General features: G+C 43.2%; 19 protein-coding genes. 9 read left to right on the top strand and 10 right to left on the bottom strand.

What is annotated here, in order from left to right; all coding sequences use genetic code 11:
* Positions 1–190: 190 nt before the first annotated feature.
* From L4C37_RS02410 to rlmJ, 4 genes are all read left to right on the top strand, one after another.
* Positions 191–724 carry a hypothetical protein gene (locus L4C37_RS02410; protein WP_429767772.1) on the top strand — a complete coding sequence of 178 codons (534 nt, stop codon included), beginning with the start codon at positions 191–193 and terminating at the stop codon, positions 722–724.
* Positions 725–896: 172 nt separating this feature from the next.
* Positions 897–2,738, top strand: coding sequence for a protein translocase subunit SecD (gene secD, locus L4C37_RS02405; protein ID WP_429767771.1), 1,842 nt, complete (start codon positions 897–899; stop codon positions 2,736–2,738).
* A 2-nt stretch (positions 2,739–2,740) separates the two neighbouring features.
* The gene (gene secF / locus L4C37_RS02400) at positions 2,741–3,667 is read left to right on the top strand and encodes a protein translocase subunit SecF (RefSeq protein WP_429767770.1); all 927 of its coding nucleotides are present in this window, start codon (positions 2,741–2,743) and stop codon (positions 3,665–3,667) included.
* A 231-nt stretch (positions 3,668–3,898) separates the two neighbouring features.
* Positions 3,899–4,771 carry a 23S rRNA (adenine(2030)-N(6))-methyltransferase RlmJ gene (gene rlmJ / locus L4C37_RS02395; protein ID WP_273293776.1) on the top strand — a complete coding sequence of 291 codons (873 nt, stop codon included), beginning with the start codon at positions 3,899–3,901 and terminating at the stop codon, positions 4,769–4,771.
* 70 nt (positions 4,772–4,841) lie between these two features.
* Here rlmJ and L4C37_RS02390 read toward each other — a convergent pair whose 3' ends face one another.
* Positions 4,842–5,483, bottom strand: a complete 642-nt coding sequence (locus L4C37_RS02390) for a hypothetical protein (protein WP_429767769.1) — start codon at positions 5,481–5,483, stop codon at positions 4,842–4,844.
* A gap of 270 nt (positions 5,484–5,753) precedes the next feature.
* A complete protein-coding gene (locus L4C37_RS02385) occupies positions 5,754–6,170 on the bottom strand; it encodes a hypothetical protein (RefSeq protein ID WP_429767768.1) in 417 nt (138 codons plus the stop codon).
* A gap of 191 nt (positions 6,171–6,361) precedes the next feature.
* On the opposite strand from L4C37_RS02385, the gene L4C37_RS02380 reads away from it, so the two are divergent.
* Together L4C37_RS02380 and L4C37_RS02375 are read left to right on the top strand one after the other, a co-directional pair.
* Positions 6,362–6,829 carry an OsmC family protein gene (locus tag L4C37_RS02380; RefSeq protein WP_429767767.1) on the top strand — a complete coding sequence of 156 codons (468 nt, stop codon included), beginning with the start codon at positions 6,362–6,364 and terminating at the stop codon, positions 6,827–6,829.
* A 55-nt stretch (positions 6,830–6,884) separates the two neighbouring features.
* Positions 6,885–7,232 (top strand): ribosome recycling factor family protein, encoded by a 348-nt coding sequence (locus L4C37_RS02375; protein ID WP_429767766.1) that lies wholly within the window; start codon positions 6,885–6,887, stop codon positions 7,230–7,232.
* A gap of 151 nt (positions 7,233–7,383) precedes the next feature.
* On the opposite strand, the gene L4C37_RS02370 is transcribed toward L4C37_RS02375, so the two are convergent.
* From L4C37_RS02370 to L4C37_RS02335, 8 genes are all read right to left on the bottom strand, one after another.
* A complete protein-coding gene (locus tag L4C37_RS02370) occupies positions 7,384–7,623 on the bottom strand; it encodes an RNA recognition motif domain-containing protein (protein WP_137371774.1) in 240 nt (79 codons plus the stop codon).
* A gap of 69 nt (positions 7,624–7,692) precedes the next feature.
* Positions 7,693–8,358: an SDR family NAD(P)-dependent oxidoreductase gene (locus L4C37_RS02365; protein ID WP_429767765.1), complete on the bottom strand. Its 666-nt coding sequence runs from the start codon at positions 8,356–8,358 to the stop codon at positions 7,693–7,695.
* Positions 8,359–8,542: 184 nt separating this feature from the next.
* On the bottom strand, positions 8,543–8,803 hold the full coding sequence (locus L4C37_RS02360; protein WP_137371771.1) for a DNA polymerase III subunit epsilon: 261 nt from the start codon (positions 8,801–8,803) through the stop codon (positions 8,543–8,545).
* A 161-nt stretch (positions 8,804–8,964) separates the two neighbouring features.
* Positions 8,965–9,486, bottom strand: coding sequence for a DUF3833 domain-containing protein (locus L4C37_RS02355; RefSeq protein WP_429767764.1), 522 nt, complete (start codon positions 9,484–9,486; stop codon positions 8,965–8,967).
* A 104-nt stretch (positions 9,487–9,590) separates the two neighbouring features.
* Complete coding sequence (locus L4C37_RS02350) at positions 9,591–10,118, bottom strand: chalcone isomerase family protein (RefSeq protein ID WP_429767763.1); 528 nt, start codon at positions 10,116–10,118, stop codon at positions 9,591–9,593.
* Between the two features lie 3 nt (positions 10,119–10,121).
* Positions 10,122–10,697 carry a DUF2878 domain-containing protein gene (locus L4C37_RS02345; RefSeq protein ID WP_273293524.1) on the bottom strand — a complete coding sequence of 192 codons (576 nt, stop codon included), beginning with the start codon at positions 10,695–10,697 and terminating at the stop codon, positions 10,122–10,124.
* Positions 10,675–11,952, bottom strand: coding sequence for a class I SAM-dependent methyltransferase (locus tag L4C37_RS02340; RefSeq protein WP_429767762.1), 1,278 nt, complete (start codon positions 11,950–11,952; stop codon positions 10,675–10,677). Before L4C37_RS02340 ends, L4C37_RS02345 begins: the two co-directional genes overlap by 23 nt.
* A gap of 416 nt (positions 11,953–12,368) precedes the next feature.
* Positions 12,369–13,253, bottom strand: coding sequence for a LysR family transcriptional regulator (locus L4C37_RS02335; protein WP_273293526.1), 885 nt, complete (start codon positions 13,251–13,253; stop codon positions 12,369–12,371).
* A gap of 157 nt (positions 13,254–13,410) precedes the next feature.
* Between L4C37_RS02335 and L4C37_RS02330 the strand changes: the two genes are divergently transcribed.
* The 3 genes from L4C37_RS02330 to L4C37_RS02320 all read left to right on the top strand — a co-directional run bounded on the left by L4C37_RS02330 (position 13,411) and on the right by L4C37_RS02320 (position 16,495).
* The gene (locus L4C37_RS02330; RefSeq protein WP_137371765.1) at positions 13,411–13,812 is read left to right on the top strand and encodes a RidA family protein; all 402 of its coding nucleotides are present in this window, start codon (positions 13,411–13,413) and stop codon (positions 13,810–13,812) included.
* Between the two features lie 148 nt (positions 13,813–13,960).
* Positions 13,961–15,436, top strand: a complete 1,476-nt coding sequence (locus tag L4C37_RS02325; protein WP_137372250.1) for an aldehyde dehydrogenase family protein — start codon at positions 13,961–13,963, stop codon at positions 15,434–15,436.
* A gap of 72 nt (positions 15,437–15,508) precedes the next feature.
* Positions 15,509–16,495 (top strand): membrane dipeptidase, encoded by a 987-nt coding sequence (locus L4C37_RS02320; protein WP_273293528.1) that lies wholly within the window; start codon positions 15,509–15,511, stop codon positions 16,493–16,495.
* Positions 16,496–16,721 lie beyond the last annotated feature (226 nt).

Below are 16,721 nucleotides of genomic sequence, written 5' to 3'. Positions count from 1 at the left end.
TTGTTGCTTGGCTTTTTTTGTAGAGTATGAAAATAGAAGAGGGCTAAGAGTTTAAGGGTAAAGCACAATAGGTTGCCATCGAAGTGGTGAGCTATCATTGTCAGCGTTATGTCAAATATGAATGAGTTTGCTTTTAAATCAATTGTCACTCTCACGGATGTTCTATATTGTCGCCACTTATACCTTTTGAGTGTTAATTGATTTGCTGAAACTGGGTTTTCGACTTGTGTTACTTTTGCTGTTACTGAGCCTTGGCTTAGTGAATTTGCATGGGCATACGTTTAATTCCATCCAATCGGTGCAATACACTACAGCTAAGCAAGTCTGTGATGTGCAAGCTCAGTCTGTGGCAAGCGATAGTGCGGTCTCACTCGTAGGTAAGGGGTTCAACAATGATGTAAGTACGGCTTCAGACTGTGCTAATCAAATAGCTGGACCTTCTCACGACAGTACCCATTATCATGACACTGAAATGAGCGTTCAGTGGAACACATTCAGGCGGATACTCAGTAATGATCAAGATGCCTCATCTGATCTAGAGCCTGTCTATCATCTGCTTATCGACTTTTTTCCTCCATCATTGCTAGCTTTAGTATTAGCAGCCGTACCGCTGCTTGATTCTAAGCTGCATTGGACCAGTCTTATTCAATCGCCTCCATCACGGCTATCAGGCTGGAAAGAAGGCAATATTCAATACTCGCATTTCCGAGACTCTATTTACTAATTACTTCCTTATTTAGGTAAGTCTGCCGCACTGAAATACAACAATTCAGCTTGCCAGTCGATCGCCTAATACAAATTAACTTGCAATGAAGTAAAACTCACCGTAACTACAGCCAAATTTGATCGGGCGGTTTTACGTGTGGGTTCAGTATTAGTAAATAAAATAAGAGATCTTGCTTGTGAAAAAACACAACAGAAGACAACCCATTAACCGCTATTCAAAGTGGAAATACGTGGTGCTCATCGCCACCATCATCATTATGATTTTTAGTGCTTTACCGTCATGGTATGGCGAAAATGCAGCTATCCAGGTTAGCCAGCGTTCAAGCTCGACTTCTCAGAGTGGATCGTTAAATAGCATGCAAGGAAGCGATGTATTAGATGCGACAAAAGTCATGCAAACACTAGCAAGCCAAGGTATTCAGGCTCAATCTGCTCATCAGAAAGATAAGCGACTGGTCGTGATCTTAGAGGATGCTGAGCAGCAAGCTAAAGCGAAGCAAGTATTAACCGAAAGCTTAGGCAGTAATGCAACGGTTGCGTTAGCCATGGAACCGGCGGCTCCTGCTTGGTTGACGGATATGGGGTTTTCGCCAATCCAATTAGGCTTGGATTTACGTGGTGGTGTGCAGTTCTTATTAGAAGTGGACATGGCACCTGTGTACCAAGCTCAAGTTCAGTCTGTGATTGATGAAGTGACCAGCGAAGTGCGCTATGCACGAGGCCGTATTGCAGGTGATGCCGCTGAGCTGACTTTCAGGACTGAAGCGGATTACCATCAAGCTCAAGCATTGATTAAGGAACGTTTTCCGCAGTGGCAAGTGCATGCTTCTGATAAACGTTTAACTCTTACTCAAACAGAAGATGAGCAGCGCACATTGCGTAACTTAACCGTTCAGCAAAACCTCCAAATTATGCGTAGCCGTATTGAAGAGTTGGGGGTAACGGAAGCGTCAATTCAGCGCCAAGGTGAAAGCCGAATTCGAATTGAATTACCAGGAGTTCAAGATCCAGCAGCGGCGAAAGATGTGATTGGAGCAACCGCTTCTTTGGCGTTCTATTCCGTTTATGAAACGCCGATAAGAGGCTCGCAGACTCTTAAAGATAAAGAAGGCAACTCAGTCATTGTTGCTCGTAAAGCAGTCCTGAGTGGCGAGCATATTATTGATGCGAGAAGTGGCATTGGGGAGATGGGTAGCGCTGAAGTGAATATCACTTTGGATTCCGCTGGTGGTCGAAAGATGTCGGACTTCTCTCGTCGCAATATTGGTGAGCCAATGGCGACCGTCTATAGCGAATACAGCCGTGACCGCGCAGGGAACAGTGAGCAAACTAGTGAAGTAATTAGTGTGGCTAATATTCAGTCTCAACTAGGCAGTCGTTTCCGTATTACCGGTGCTGGCAGCATGGATGAGGCGCATGAGCTCGCGTTACTGCTGCGTGCAGGGTCGCTTACAGCGCCTGTGACCATTATTGAAGAGCGTACTATTGGTCCATCATTAGGGGCTGAGAATGTCACTAATGGTTTTGCTGCTCTCGCTCTTGGGCTTGGGTTGACTCTGACTTTCATTGCCTTGTGGTACAGACGCTTAGGCTGGGTAGCTAACTTTGCTCTTATCATCAATATGACCACATTATTTGGTTTAATTGCCATGTTACCTGGCGCAGTTCTCACATTGCCTGGTATTGCTGGTTTAGTGCTTACGGTGGGGATGGCAGTGGATACCAATGTTCTGATATTTGAACGTATCCGCGACAAGATGAAAGAGGGGCGAAGCTTTGCTAGCGCGATTGATTGCGGATTTAGCAGTGCTTTTTCGTCTATCTTCGATGCGAACTTCACCACCATGATTGTTGCTATTGCTTTGTACGCAATTGGTAATGGTCCAATTCAAGGCTTTGCATTAACACTTGGCTTAGGTCTTCTTACCAGTATGTTTACTGGCATTTTCGCATCACGCGCCATCATCAATTTGGTTTGGGGGCGTGATCAACGCCACGACGTAAGGATTTAAGCATGAAAATTACCGATAAAATAATGACAAAATCACGTCTGGCGATGTGCGGGTTATCACTAGTGCTATTTTTTGCTTCAGTGATGTTAGTGACGGTGAAGGGCTTCAATTGGGGGCTTGATTTCACCGGAGGTGTGGTTGCGGAAGTTCAGCTTTCTGAGCATATATCCAAAGATGAATTGAAGCTCACACTTGATCAAGCTTTAAGCCAAGACGTGCAAGTAATTGGCATGGGCGAGCAAGATCGTTGGACGATTCGTTATAGCCAAGTCGCACAAGGGGAACCATCAAATACTGCAGTTCAACCTAACTTAGTCGAAGTGTTGAACCAGATTAGTGACCAAGTTCAAGTGCTCAATAGCAGTGTAGTTGGTCCGCAAGTTGGCCAAGACATGGTGGAGCAAGGTGGTCTAGCCTTGTTGGTGTGTTTCGTACTTATCATGCTGTACTTGAGTGTACGTTTTGAGTGGCGTTTAGCATTGGGTGCTTTGGCGGCATTAGTGTATGACGTGACTTTGATTCTGGGGTTGTTTGCACTCACTCAACTTGAATTTAACCTGACTGTACTGGCTGCAATCTTGGCGATTCTGGGTTACTCACTTAATGACTCGATCATCATTGCCGATAGAGTTCGTGAAGTATTGCGTGGTAACCCGAATGGTGAAACAGATAATTTGATCAACCGTTCGATTCAGGCAACCTTCTCACGCACTATGGTAACGTCAGGCACCACATTAATGACAGTCTCTGCATTATGGCTGCTAGGTGGCGCAGCTCTGCAAGGGTTTGCTATCGCATTATGTGTAGGGATCGTGAGTGGTACTTGGTCATCAGTTTCAGTTGGGATTACCTTACCGAAATTACTTGGTCTTAAACCTTGCCACTATCAAGTGAAGCCAATCGAAGAGACCGAAGAAGGGTATTCGTGATTGCCTGTCCTAAACAGATAAACAGATAAACAGATAAACAGAAATAATAAGGCTAGCCGATGAGTTTTAATCACCGCTAGCCTTTTTCTTTTTATGGATGATTCATTAAGCTCTGAGGTGGTCTTATGATGTGAATAAATGTGTATTAACACATAAAATTATCTCAATTCTAGGGCATTTTAATTTCTATGCATTATGTTTATCTGAGGCTTAATAAATGGAGAGTAAGTCATGGAGTACAGACATCAATGCCACGTTGGCGATCATGGCGATGCACTTAAACACCCAGTGCTTGCAGCTTTAATTCAATCACTTGCTGCGCAGCATGCCAGTTTAAATATTATCGATACACACGCTGGAACAGGCTGTTATGACTTAACGAGCGCACCAGATAATCATGCTGCTGAGTTTAAAGAAGGTGTTGGCTACCTTTGGCAAAATAAAGGTCACTTACCTAGACCGTTTCACGCATTTCTTCGTACTCTCTCCGCCTTTAATCCAGGCGAACAACTGACACTGTACCCTGGTTCTGCCGCTCTAGGTTTCCAGCAAGGTAGACCTCAGGATGCGTTTCATTTTTCAGATATTCAGCCAGATGAAGCCGCATTGCTTCAAACGAATATAGAGCAAATTCGGTCTGATCTTCATATATCTAGCACTTTATCGATCCTCGCTGAAGATGGTTTAAAAGCTCTGCCATTATCGGTTGGTACGGATCACTCTCATCACCTTATTGTGATTGATCCGCCTTATGAACAAGATGAAGAATATACCGCGGTGATAGATGCATTATGTGAAGCGTATAAACAAAATGAAAAAGTGACGGCATTGATTTGGTACCCACTTTATACAGAAGATAAAAGTACATTGATTTTACAAAGAAGTTTATTAGCTTCAAAAGATCAACAGCTCCCTGTTCCTATACAAGCAGAGCTAAGGTTAAGAGATCCCAAAGATGATGATCGCTTAATTGGCAGTGGCTTATTGTTGTTTAATCCTCCAGCCGGTATGGCTGCTGTAGTAGCTGAAGTACTGGAATATTTACACTGTGAATTGGCTACAAAAGGTGAAGGGTATTGGCAAGTTAAATCCTTGTCTTGCTAAGCTAAAAAGCCCGTCACATAAGTAACGGGCTTTAATAAATAGTCTTGAGATTTAAGGCTCAGTGTTTGTTTTAGTCAGATAGGTCAAACTGCATTCCAATAGACAGCCCAATCAAATCTTCACCTGCTTTGAGTTCCCCAAAATACTTTCCATGAGAGAAACCGACTGCAATCGAAAACTTATCTTGCATAAGCTCTGGGTCATTATCGGCGACTATCCCTTCAGCTTCAATATACATAGGGAAGGAGAGTATATCGGACATATTGTATCGGTAACTAAGAATAACCCATTCAGCCCACTCACCATTCGTGATGGTATTTTGGTGCTCAGGGTCAATCACTTTGTCATCAATCTCGTATTCTTCTTTGGCGTATTGACCTTTTATTCTTGCTGAAAACCAGTGTTTCTCATCAAGGCGATACCGCGCCCCGGCTTCACTGATTCGGGAATTTCTAAGCTCTGAGGTTCCGAGACCATACTTCGCAAAAATATCCCAGTCTTCTAACTCATGAATGTATTTAACGTGGATTCCATGTTCTAAACTATTCTTTTCATGGTAGAAGCCCGGTAAGTCACTGTATTCTGTATCGTAATAATACGTAGACTCTCCGACATAAGTTCCATCTAATGCTTCGACTGACACTTCAAGTTGGTGTGCATAGGATTGAAAAGAAATGAATCCTAACCCTAGCGCGGTATAAAACTTGTTCACTGTTGATGCCTGCTTACAATTAGTAGGCGAGAACTATGTCACATATTAGTTTTTTATATAGCACAGGAATTGATTAACTGTGTCTCGTAAATCGTGACAATTAACCAGGTCAGGTCAGGTCAGGTCAGGTCAGGTTAGGTTAGGTCAGCGATTTACCACACCCTAAGCACGTTGGCTGTATATCCGGCGGTAACATGAGGATTAGCCCGCAGTGTGGGCATAGGTCACCTTGAGCCACAGAGATCGGTTGAGCGAGAGTGGGGCAGATTATTAAAGAGGTAATATGCATACGCCAGTCTTAAATTTATCTTTAACCGATTCGAACGCTTCAGGGTACGCTGCTTTTGCTGCTGCTCGAGTCTCATAGTGTTCGCTAGAGAGCATGTTACCTAACACTTCAACTGTACTAAATTGTGTGTCGTCTTTGATGTAGTGCCCAGCAAATGTTGAACCAATATAAGTGAAGGTGATAGCTGTAATGGTGTCATCGGTATTCTTACGTAGGCTAACGCATTTTTGGTCCTTGGTTATTTTTTCAAAATGCACACGACCTCTGCCTTTTTCCGGAGTGTAGTAATAAATCGCTTTATCATGAACATATTTATCACCTTGGTGCTGCGCAAAGTCAGTATCAATAAGGATAAAAGCCGGTTTTTGGGCGGCTTGTATTTTTTCTAAGAATGTCATTATTTCTCCAAACTGTGCAGAATCCGTACCTTTTTATTATATTATCGGAATGTCGTTCTATATGCGAATGGTATCTCTGATTGGTTTAATTCATTGCTTCTCTTTATTCCTAATACTCCTTTTGTTCTTCAAGGCATCTTCATTTAAAGTAGAGCGCACAAACATGCAAATGAACGAACAAAGGAATGGTTATGTCTGAATATGGAGCGGTTATTCGCTGGAATCGTGGAAAAGATGAAACTTTTAGCGACAATCAATATAGCCGAGGGCATATGTGGGAATTTGATGGTGGAGTCAAAGTACCAGCTTCCTCTTCTCCTCATGTCGTTCCTTTGCCTTATTCTGTTGAAGAGAATGTCGACCCTGAAGAAGCCTTTATTGCTGCTCTATCAAGTTGTCATATGCTGGTTTTTCTCTCTATTGCTGCCAAACGTAATTATGTGATTGAAGAATATGTGGATGACGCAGTTGGAGTCTTAGATGAAGATACTGAAGGCGTAACATCGGTGACAAGAGTGACACTAAGACCCAAGATTGTGTTCTCAGGAGATAAACAGCCGACCTATCAACAGCTTGAAAAGTTGCATCATTTATCCCATCAACACTGCTTTATTGCTAACTCAGTAAAAACGGTAATTACCACCGAGATTATTATGTAATGAGTGCGCAAATATACTGTATTTTCGTGAATTTTGATTGAAGGCTTCACCGGTTATGTTCAGCGTCCCACTTAACAGCTTTGTCCACCGAGTGCATGATAAAGCACAGGTTCTCGATTACGTTTCTCGTGAATCATGCTCTCTTAAGAGGGTTCGTCGTTCACGACATTGGCTGCTAACGGGCTCAGAAGAGCAGCTCAGAAAACTGCAAAGTACGCTAAGTGATGAGCATGATTTATGGATCAAAGATGCGATAGATAAATCTTTGCCGACTCCGATTGTGTGTTTGGAGGGTTTGCTAGTTGATACACCCAATTTAACGCTTAAACAGCTAGTGAGTCTTTCTGGCTGTTCGATGGCAGAAGCTCGCTTAGCAATGGATGAATTTGAAGGGTTGAGTTAAATGTGGAAAGGTAACGTTGGAAGTATGGTTCGTCTCTGAGTATTCTAGAAAATAGATAAACTAAAAAGCCCACTCAATTATGACTTAATAGAAGTATTAATTGAGTGGGCTTTCATGTTTTACGCGGTTATCCAGAATAACGGATCGCGACTTACGAGTTAGCGATTTTAACTCGAATTGTACTCTTGTTGAAGCTAGTCATGTTCAGCGCTTTAAGGGCTGCTTGAGCTTCTTCTTGCTCTGGTAACTCAACAAAAGCAAAGCCTTTCGAGTAGCCAGTTTCTTGGTCTAGTACAACTGTACATTCTGTTACAGAGCCATGCTCTGAAAACAAAACGCGAAGTTCTTGTTCTGTTGTTGCGCGCGATAGGTTGCGAACTAAAAGTTTCATGATGAACCATTTCTATATGAATTTACGTTGTGCATTGTCTCACACTTTCGTGCATTCCTCACATGATCTTTATTGGCGATTGATCGTGATGTCAGAGACAAAACCATGCTCGGTACTGACTAATGCTTGCTTAAGCATGATTGCTGCTTCATTTGCGGTCATAAAGCTAGAGGTATCGAGTTGCTTACCACTGGATGCCCAAAATTCGGTTGCCATGCCGCCTGGGTACACGGCAACAATTTTCATTGGACTACCTTTCAGCTCTAATCGAATAGACTCAATGAATCCTTTTATCGCCCATTTTGCCGCACAATAAGTGGATTCTTCTGCTTTTGCACTTTGTGCGGCAGTCGACATCACAACCGCAACCGTCACCGCTTGGTCGCGGTAGCGTTGCACCAGTTCTCGGAGCAAAAATATGGTGGAGTGAATGTTGTTGTTTAGCATGTCAGTAATGCTGCTTGGATCTTGGTCTTCAATCTTTCCAAAATAGCCACTACCAGCACTATGAATGACGAGGCTAGGCGGCGTTTCGAGGTCATCAAGTAGGTTAGATACTGATTGAGGATCACATAAATCGCAAGGCAACACGGTTGCGGGGTGTGAAAGGCTCGTCGATATTTGGCTTAAACGTCGCTCGTTGCGCCCTGTTATGGCTAATGGATGTTTATCAATTGAATATAACTTTGCGAGAGCTGCACCAAGTCCACTGCTTGCACCGGTAATTAAGATCATAAGATTTCGTACTATTTGGATTAAGCCGTTATCTTACGGTTGAGGTTTGGGTATTGCTGAGACCTAGAGTTGATTTTGATACTGTACTTGAAAGTGAAAGTGAAAGTGAAAGTGAAAGTGAAAGGTATAGATATGCGCTTGGGGTTTGGGCTTTACCCTGCCTAATCGAAGACAGGGCTAAGATTTAATCTTCGTATTGCTTAACGGCAAACGAATCTTCAATTCGGTTCAGTTCTTCTTGCTCTTTTTGCTTAATTTCTTCTTGGCGTTCAGCCTTTCTTTCATTCAGCGCTCTTTTTTCTGATTTGGTCAGAAACTTAACCGCTTTTTTGTTAGTAAGCGCATACGCTACAACATCTTCGCCCTTTTCTCTGCGTTCGTTGACACGCTGTGAAAAACGCTCGTTGTCGCGTTCTTTACGCTCTGCAGCACTTAATTTGCTCATTTTTATTTGCCTCATTAGTTAATCACGGTAGGTTTGGTCACTACCCTCAGGTAAACAAATGAGATGTACATTCATATAGCTGATAAAACCATTTTAGCATAATAGCCAGAGCAATTTGCTATCCTATCTGGCTGAGAGCCTTGATTAATCAGCTGTTGGAATTATATCTTTTCGATATACAGGATGATTTCGCCGACTTTGAAGCCAAATTTAGACATGTCTGTTTTGTTAAATAGGCGTTTTTCATCGATTAAAAACATCCAATCATCAAGTGTGACTTCGTATTGGCTGCCATCTACTTCGATCTCAAGGCTATATTGCCAATAAAGTGCTGAACCTTCGGTCGTACCTTTTGCCACCCCAACGACATCCCCAGCCGTGCCTGTGTAGGTGYTGTCTCCGGTTCGGGTCAAATTCCAATTTCTTATTGAACGCTCACCATCATCAAAGGTAAACCACTCTTTGATTTCACCATTATCGCCTTCCCATGTCGCTAGCAACTTCACCTCAAAACGTCGCAGTAAATTGCCAGAACGATCCAGTACCATCCCATAGGCTTTGAGTTCCCCATCAAAGAATTGCTCTAGCTTTAATTCTGGAGTGGTCTGAGCGTGCTTTTCAAGGCTTGCAGAGCCACAGCCAAATAGGAACAACGCGCAGAATATACCAATGAGTTGTTTCATGACTAATCCCTTAAGTATTGATTATGTAGTGCTAATCTGTAATCACTGAGTGCTAACTGTTGATAGATGGTTAGCTTCATTCTTGAGTGTATTTGAATCGTTTTTTATTTAACGAGCCCAAGTAACTGCTTTCTAAGCTTTGGCTCAGAGGTCTTTTCAGATAGCCAGATAGAAAGAAATGCCTGTCCAAATCCCTTATCACTGACCACTCCTATAGGCTGGTCGTCAAAGTAAAAACGGCTAGTTTGATCTTCTGCAACAATAATGGTCAGCGTGTTACCTGGTTTGACGTTTGGCCACAATGCATTGAGAGGTTCAAGCCAAGCATTAATGTTCTTCTGGGTGTAACCCAATTGATTCCATTGGTCTTCCGTTGCATCAATCAAAGCTTGGCTATCAATCGATTTTTGATATTCGATCTTCAGCGCTTGTTCTCCAGTGGATACCGAAGAAAAGAGCTCCGCTGAGTAGATCGTCCAAAACATATAGTTCATTTCCCCTTCACCCAGTTTTTGAAAATCACTAGTTGGAGAGGCACTAATTGAAGAAGCGACCCCTGAAAGCGCTAGCAAAATAGCAGCAAGGGTTATGCGTCTTGATATATGGGTTCGAGTGGTTAGTAGCTGTCGCATGCATCACCTCAGAGGTTGAAAAGTCATAGGTTTTTGGAGGTAGTTATAACCAGAAACTAAGATAGGCAGTAATGCTCCCCAGCCAATCATTAGCGACGCGAGCATCCATTCGGTTTGCCAATTAGTTTGTAATGCTCCAGCTTGAATGCCGCCCCAGTAACTACTGGTTCCGCCTATGGCTCCAATGACGATAAGAGTTACGGTTGAGCGATTCACCAACCAGTGCAAACTGTGGTTCAGGCTTATCAAAAATAAAACCCAAATCATCACAAGCCAAGCTGGGAAGTGAAACCCTAAATTGGCCACTTCTTCACCCACTAATAATGAAGAAGTAGTTGTGAGTGAAGATGTTTCAAGTGGCAAAGCACTCAGACCGCCAATACTCAGTTGTAAGCTATCCATTGCTATTCCTACAGGCAGCAGCAGTAGCAGTTTTAAGTCTTCTTGTTTGGTGGGAGACAAAGCAAAGTGTAATGCGATTATCACGCTGACTACCCACCAAGCTTGCTCTGTATAAAAAGCCGAACAGAGCCAAGCCGCTTGAAATAAAACGAGGTTAATAATCCAAAATCGTTTCATCTTTGTCTCCCAAGTAGCGAGGTTTTCTCGCCACAATGTGGTGGGTACTGATCACTCGCTCTAAAAAAGCACCTTCGCAATAACAGAAATAGAAAGTCCAGAGACGTTTGAACTCTTCTGAGTAACCGAGTGTCTGCAGTTCATCCCAACTTTTATCAAAGGCGGTTTTCCAATCATTTAATGTGCGAGCGTAGTGCAAACCAATGTCATCCACCTCGTGAATCACCATGTCAGTATGAGAGGCAAGGTGATGGCTCATGACAGAGACAGAAGGTAGGCAACCGCCAGGGAAGATATATTTTTGAATGAAATCGACGTCTTTGCGGTATTTCTCGTAACGCCCGTCGGCAATAGTGATGGCTTGAACCAACATTTTCCCTGTCGGCTTTAGCAAATTCGAACAGGTTTCAAAGAAGGTTTGCATGTATTCGTGGCCAACGGCTTCAATCATTTCTATTGAAACCAGTTTGTCGTATTGACCTGTAAGGTTACGATAATCTTGCTTCAGCAGAGTGATCTTATTAGTTAGCCCAAGGTGCTTAATACGCTGTTCAGCAAGGTTATGCTGAGCATCAGAAATAGTTGTAGTGGTGACTTTGCAGCCGTAATGCTGAGCCATGTAAATAGCCAGACCGCCCCAGCCAGTGCCAATTTCTACCACGTGATCGGCTTCTGAAAGCTCTAACCGCTCGCAGATAGTGCGCATTTTATTTTGCTGGGCTTCATCTAATGTCAGAGCACCAGAGCTGTAAATAGCCGATGAGTACTGCATCGATGGGTCAAGAAAACGCTCATACAGTTCATTACCAATGTCGTAGTGAGCTAGGATATTTCGCTTTGAACCTTGCTCGGTATTGGCATTTTTACGTCTAAGTAATAAGTTTTTGAATTGGGTCAGCCATTGGGTTTTGCTGTCTAATTCATCCAACTGAGACTGGTTTTTTGCCATGATTTGAATGACGCGGGTTAAGTTCGGGCTGGTCCATTTACCGTCAATATAGGCTTCAGATGCTCCGATACTGCCTCCCATCACTACGTCTTTATAAAAGGTTGAATCGTGCACTACGATTTGACCGAGTAATGAGGCTGAACGTTCACCGAAGATCGAGTGGTTGTCTCCTTCGATGATTTCAATGCACGCGTCTTTAAGTTCATCCAATACTCGAAATATGAGAGTTCGGTATTTACTCGAGTGGGTCGCTTTGTCCGTTTGGGCTAGTGCTGAATTTTGATTTTGTTTTGCTAGCTGTTCCATGTAAACCTCTCTCGGGTCTCGTGTCTAATTAGAATGCCGTGTTTTCTTGATCTTAAATCCTAGTACAAATAAACGAATGTCTGATGACGTGTACTGGATTTTTTCATTTATTTTTAACTGCTTAGCGATGTCCCTCTCACTTGAACCGATTTCTGCTTAACCTTAATTCCGTATTAAGAGGTAGCCGCGAGTAAAATGAGTGAGTGATGCTCTGTTTCATTGTTGTATACGGGATGATTAGCAAAAGGGTTCATTTAAAAAGAGTATTTTTTAAGAATAAGTTGGAGCGATAGAAAATAAGGGGGCTCACAAATCTGATAGCGGAGTCGGTGAGGTAAAATTGAAGGGTACTGAGAGCCCCTTCATTGGTATCGACTAATGGCTAAAAGAATCGAGTGAGAGTGACTAAAGCCATTTTATTCGTCACTGTAGTTCAAATATTGAATACACAAGTCATGGAAGGCTTGAGCCTGTGGGGAGATAGTTCTATCGGTTAAACGGAAGATGCCAATTTGTCGTTTTAGTGGTGGATCGATAAGTGGCACCCAAACTAACCGAGTTTCATTCGTTGGGAAGGCTAGTTTGGGTAAAGTGGTGACTCCAATCCCTAATTCGAGCACGGAAAACAGTGAAGTGATGTTCTCAACCGAGTACAGAGCTTGCTCACTTAATGTTCGAGCAGGAGTTGGATCAAGCAAGGTGCAAGTTCCGTTTCGAATGAAAGGTTGTTTTAACAAAGTTTGCCACTCAATCCCTTCAGGTTGTTGTGCTATTGGGTTGTCTTTTAAGCAAACGACTCCGATGGGATCTGAGATAAGAGGGGTAAACTCAATGGAATCTTCTTCAAGATGAGAGCTATTTCCCAGCGCCAAGTCCACTTCCCCTGAGAGTAACCGCGCTTCAACCCCCGCCGCATTATCATCAATTAAGCTCACTTCAACGCTTGGGTACTGTTCACAAAAAGCCCCGAGTACGCTAGGGATCAACTTTGCAGCAACAGAGGGAACGCTAGCAATTCGAACTCGGCCTTGTTGTCCCGCAGCAGCAGCTCGGAGATCGTTGTTTAACGCATTGTAAACATTCAGGAATTGAATGATTTTCGGTAAACATATTTCACCAAATGGGGTTAGGGTTGACTTGTTTCCAGTCTCAAAAAGGGGTTGCCCTAGAATTTTTTCAAGCTCTTTAATTGATGTTGAAAGGGCGGCTTGTGATCGGTTTGCACGGTGAGATGCGGCTCTAAATCCACCTTCTTCGACGACTAAAACAAAATGTTTTAATTGTTGGAGCTTAATACTCATTGGCTAACATCCTTCTCATCCCTTTATTTTCCGTACTTTTCTCATGATGATAAGTTTTATTTATCAAATGCACAAAATTTACCGTTAGATTTATCAGGTGTCAACGTGCAGTATTTAACCATCTTGAAACATTTTAGTTACAAAGTTGGATAAAGCCGTGAATGCACAAACTAAAAAACACCCAGTAAAGACCTCTCTTTTTGCATCTAAAGCGCCTCTTGAATGGGCGATTGTTAACAACGGTACGCTTTATACCGCTCAGATCCCAATTGATGACACTGGAGCGGTAGTTGAAGGTGGAATTGAAGCTCAAACACGCCAAACCTTTAGCAACCTTGTTCATACTTTAGAGTGTGCTGGCGAATCGATGGATTCCGTTTTACAAGTGCTTATCTACGTGACTGACCGTGAGTACTTAAAAACAGTAAACAGTATTTACGCTGAATATTTCAATGCCCCATACCCGAACCGAGCTGCCATTGTGGTGGCTGGATTAGCTCGCGAAGAAATGTTGGTGGAGTTTGTGGTTTACGCCTCAGCCTCTCAACCAGAAGAATAAGCGACTAAAATTGTATAAAGCTTAGTAACTGCAATAAAGCTCAATTACTGAAATAAATATCAAATTGATATAAAGCTCAAAAATCTCCCATACATAAACACTAGGTTGCCAGACTCAAATACAGCCTAAATGTCACAAGGAAAGAATGATGACTCAAGTACATACGAATCAGACAGAAAGCGCTCAAGCAGAAAATGCGTTGTACATTGCAGGTGAATGGCAATCTGGTATTAGTACCGTTGCAAATATCAACCCTTCAGATATCTCTGAAAACCTTGGTCAATTTGCTCAAGCAAGTGAAGAGCAGGTTCAACAAGCGATTTCAGCGGCAAAACATGCTCAACCTGAGTGGGAAAAAACACCGATCGAACGTAAGCAAGCTGTGCTTCAAGCAATTGGTGATGAACTGATTGCTCGTTGTGATGAACTAGGTACGTTACTTTCTCGTGAAGAAGGCAAACCTTTTGCTGAAGGTCGTGGTGAAATTTATCGCGCGGGTCAATTCTTCCAATATTTTGCTGCTGAAGTACTTCGTCAAATTGGTGATAACGCTGCTTCCGTCCGTCCAGGGGTCTCCGTTGAAGTGACTCGTGAAGCTGTGGGCGTTATCGCCATTATCTCTCCTTGGAATTTCCCAACGGCTACGGCGGCTTGGAAAATTGCACCAGCATTAGCGTTTGGTAACAGCGTTATCTGGAAACCTGCGAACTTAACACCGGCGAGTGCCGTTGCGCTGACTGAAATCATCCACCGACAAGGCATCCCTGCTGGCACATTTAACCTAGTGCTAGGTAGCGGGTCTCAGGTCGGTGATGCGCTTATCCATTCTAAAGATATTAATGGCGTCAGCTTTACTGGTTCTGTTGATACTGGTCGTAAAGTTGCAGCGGCGACGGCGCCTAATTTTGTACGTTGCCAATTGGAAATGGGCAGCAAAAACGCGTTGGTTATTGCCGATGATGCCGATATTCAAACTGCCGTTGAAGCGACTATTGCGGGTTCATTCTCTGGTGCGGGTCAAAAATGTACAGCGTCTTCTCGTTTAGTGGTGATGGATGGTATTCATGATCAATATGTCGATGCGCTGATTAAACGCATGAGTGAGCTAAAAGTGGGCCACGCTCTACAAGACGGCGTATTCATGGGTCCAGTGGTTGACGGTAAGCAGTTGGAGTCGAACTTCAATTGGATAGAAAAAGCACGTCAAAGCGGAGGCGAATTAGCATTCGGTGGTGAACGTTTAAGCCTAGAGCATGAAGGCTTCTATATGTCTCCAACCCTATTTTTAAATACCCAAAACAGCTGGGAAGTAAACCAAGAAGAAGTCTTTGCACCAATGGCAAGCGTGATTCGTGTTGCTGATTTGGAAGAAGCTATTGCAACAACAAACGATACTCGCTTTGGCCTTACTGGCGGCATCATCACTCAAAGCTTGCGCACTAGTGCCATGTTTAAACAACAGGCTCAAACGGGTTGTGTCATGGTCAACTTACCTACCGCGGGTACTGATTATCACGTTCCATTTGGTGGAAGAAAAGAGTCTAGCTTTGGTCCTCGTGAGCAAGGTCAGTATGCGAAAGAGTTCTACACAGTGGTTAAAACCGCTTATCAACGTCCGTACTAATTGAGGTCGGTGGTGCGTCATTAATACGCACTACCCCCACAACATATTAAGACGGTTTATTAAGGAGTGGTTATGTACCAGCAACGGATTGTTATAGATGGATTGCAGTATTGCAATTGGGATAGAGAATATTTTCAAACTCTAAAAGCCAGTGGGATTACTGCGGTACATGCCACTATGGTGTATCACGAAACGGCTCGTGAAACGCTGACTCGCTTTGCTGAATGGAACCTAAGGTTTGAGCAAAATGCTGACCTGATTATGCCGATCCACTCTATGGCTGATGTCGAAATAGCCAAAGCGACGGGTAAAGTAGGGATCTTCCTTGGCGCGCAAAACTGTTCACCGATTGATGATGAAATTGGTTTGATCGAAGTGATGCGTAAGCAAGGGCTGTTGATCATGCAATTGACTTATAACAACCAAAGCTTATTAGCGACTGGCTGTTATGAGCAAAATGATACGGGTATTACGCGCTTTGGTAAGCAAGCCATCGAAGAGATGAACCGTGTAGGCATGATCATCGATATGTCTCATAGTGCTGAGCGTTCAACTCTAGAAGCCATTGATATGTCTTCTCGCCCAATTTGCATTAGCCACGCCAATCCCACTTTTGCTCATGATGCTCTTCGTAATAAATCGAATGATGTGATCAAAGCCTTAACGGCTCGTGATGGCTTAATCGGTTTCAGCTTATACCCATTCCATTTACCTAATGGTAGCCAATGTACCCTTGAAGATTTTTGCCAAATGGTGGCGACTACCGCAGACCTTGTCGGTGTTGAACATTTAGGGATTGGTAGTGATTTATGCCTAAACCAACCTCAAGCCGTACTTGAGTGGATGCGTAATGGTCGCTGGTCAAAAGCGATGGACTACGGTGAAGGATCGGCAAATAACTCTGGTTGGCCTGATGCTTTACCTTGGTTTTGTGGAAGTGCGGGTATGGAGAATATTTACAACGGATTAATACGTCACGGATTCAGTGAATCTGAGGCGGGACAAGTACTGGGTGAAAACTGGTTTAACTTTCTTAAACAAGGGCTCAAACCTCTTTAACCAAAGGCTCAAGTTAGTTTAACTAAATGCAAAAACGATTTAACAAGCCGTTTTTGTGTCATAGACCTCTAGTGAAATGGCGGGCCTTTAGTGAAATTAAGGCGAATGCTTGTTTAAAAAGTCACCCGAACATGGACCTCCTGCTCAACAAAAAAATAATAGGGCAGGTGTTAAACACAACCTTTTGTAGCCATTGTTAATGGCGCTGCAAAGAAACCTCTGGAGT

Origin of the sequence: Vibrio kagoshimensis, from assembly GCF_050337535.1 — a bacterium.
In the GTDB taxonomy this organism is placed as follows: domain Bacteria; phylum Pseudomonadota; class Gammaproteobacteria; order Enterobacterales; family Vibrionaceae; genus Vibrio; species Vibrio gallaecicus.
This window is presented reverse-complemented; position numbering and strand designations above follow the sequence as displayed.

What these genes read in the sequence shown, in the direction of transcription:
- L4C37_RS02370 (WP_137371774.1), bottom strand. Translation starts at nt 7,623, where the DNA reads ATGAAACTTTTAGTTCGCAACCTATCGCGCGCAACAACAGAACAAGAA.
- L4C37_RS02320 (WP_273293528.1), top strand. Translation starts at nt 15,509, where the DNA reads ATGTACCAGCAACGGATTGTTATAGATGGATTGCAGTATTGCAATTGG.
- L4C37_RS02350 (WP_429767763.1), bottom strand. Translation starts at nt 10,118, where the DNA reads ATGCGACAGCTACTAACCACTCGAACCCATATATCAAGACGCATAACC.
- L4C37_RS02340 (WP_429767762.1), bottom strand. Translation starts at nt 11,952, where the DNA reads ATGGAACAGCTAGCAAAACAAAATCAAAATTCAGCACTAGCCCAAACG.
- L4C37_RS02360 (WP_137371771.1), bottom strand. Translation starts at nt 8,803, where the DNA reads ATGAGCAAATTAAGTGCTGCAGAGCGTAAAGAACGCGACAACGAGCGT.
- L4C37_RS02325 (WP_137372250.1), top strand. Translation starts at nt 13,961, where the DNA reads ATGACTCAAGTACATACGAATCAGACAGAAAGCGCTCAAGCAGAAAAT.
- L4C37_RS02375 (WP_429767766.1), top strand. Translation starts at nt 6,885, where the DNA reads ATGTTCAGCGTCCCACTTAACAGCTTTGTCCACCGAGTGCATGATAAA.
- L4C37_RS02380 (WP_429767767.1), top strand. Translation starts at nt 6,362, where the DNA reads ATGTCTGAATATGGAGCGGTTATTCGCTGGAATCGTGGAAAAGATGAA.
- rlmJ (WP_273293776.1), top strand. Translation starts at nt 3,899, where the DNA reads ATGGAGTACAGACATCAATGCCACGTTGGCGATCATGGCGATGCACTT.
- L4C37_RS02335 (WP_273293526.1), bottom strand. Translation starts at nt 13,253, where the DNA reads ATGAGTATTAAGCTCCAACAATTAAAACATTTTGTTTTAGTCGTCGAA.
- secF (WP_429767770.1), top strand. Translation starts at nt 2,741, where the DNA reads ATGAAAATTACCGATAAAATAATGACAAAATCACGTCTGGCGATGTGC.
- L4C37_RS02365 (WP_429767765.1), bottom strand. Translation starts at nt 8,358, where the DNA reads ATGATCTTAATTACCGGTGCAAGCAGTGGACTTGGTGCAGCTCTCGCA.
- L4C37_RS02345 (WP_273293524.1), bottom strand. Translation starts at nt 10,697, where the DNA reads ATGAAACGATTTTGGATTATTAACCTCGTTTTATTTCAAGCGGCTTGG.
- L4C37_RS02385 (WP_429767768.1), bottom strand. Translation starts at nt 6,170, where the DNA reads ATGACATTCTTAGAAAAAATACAAGCCGCCCAAAAACCGGCTTTTATC.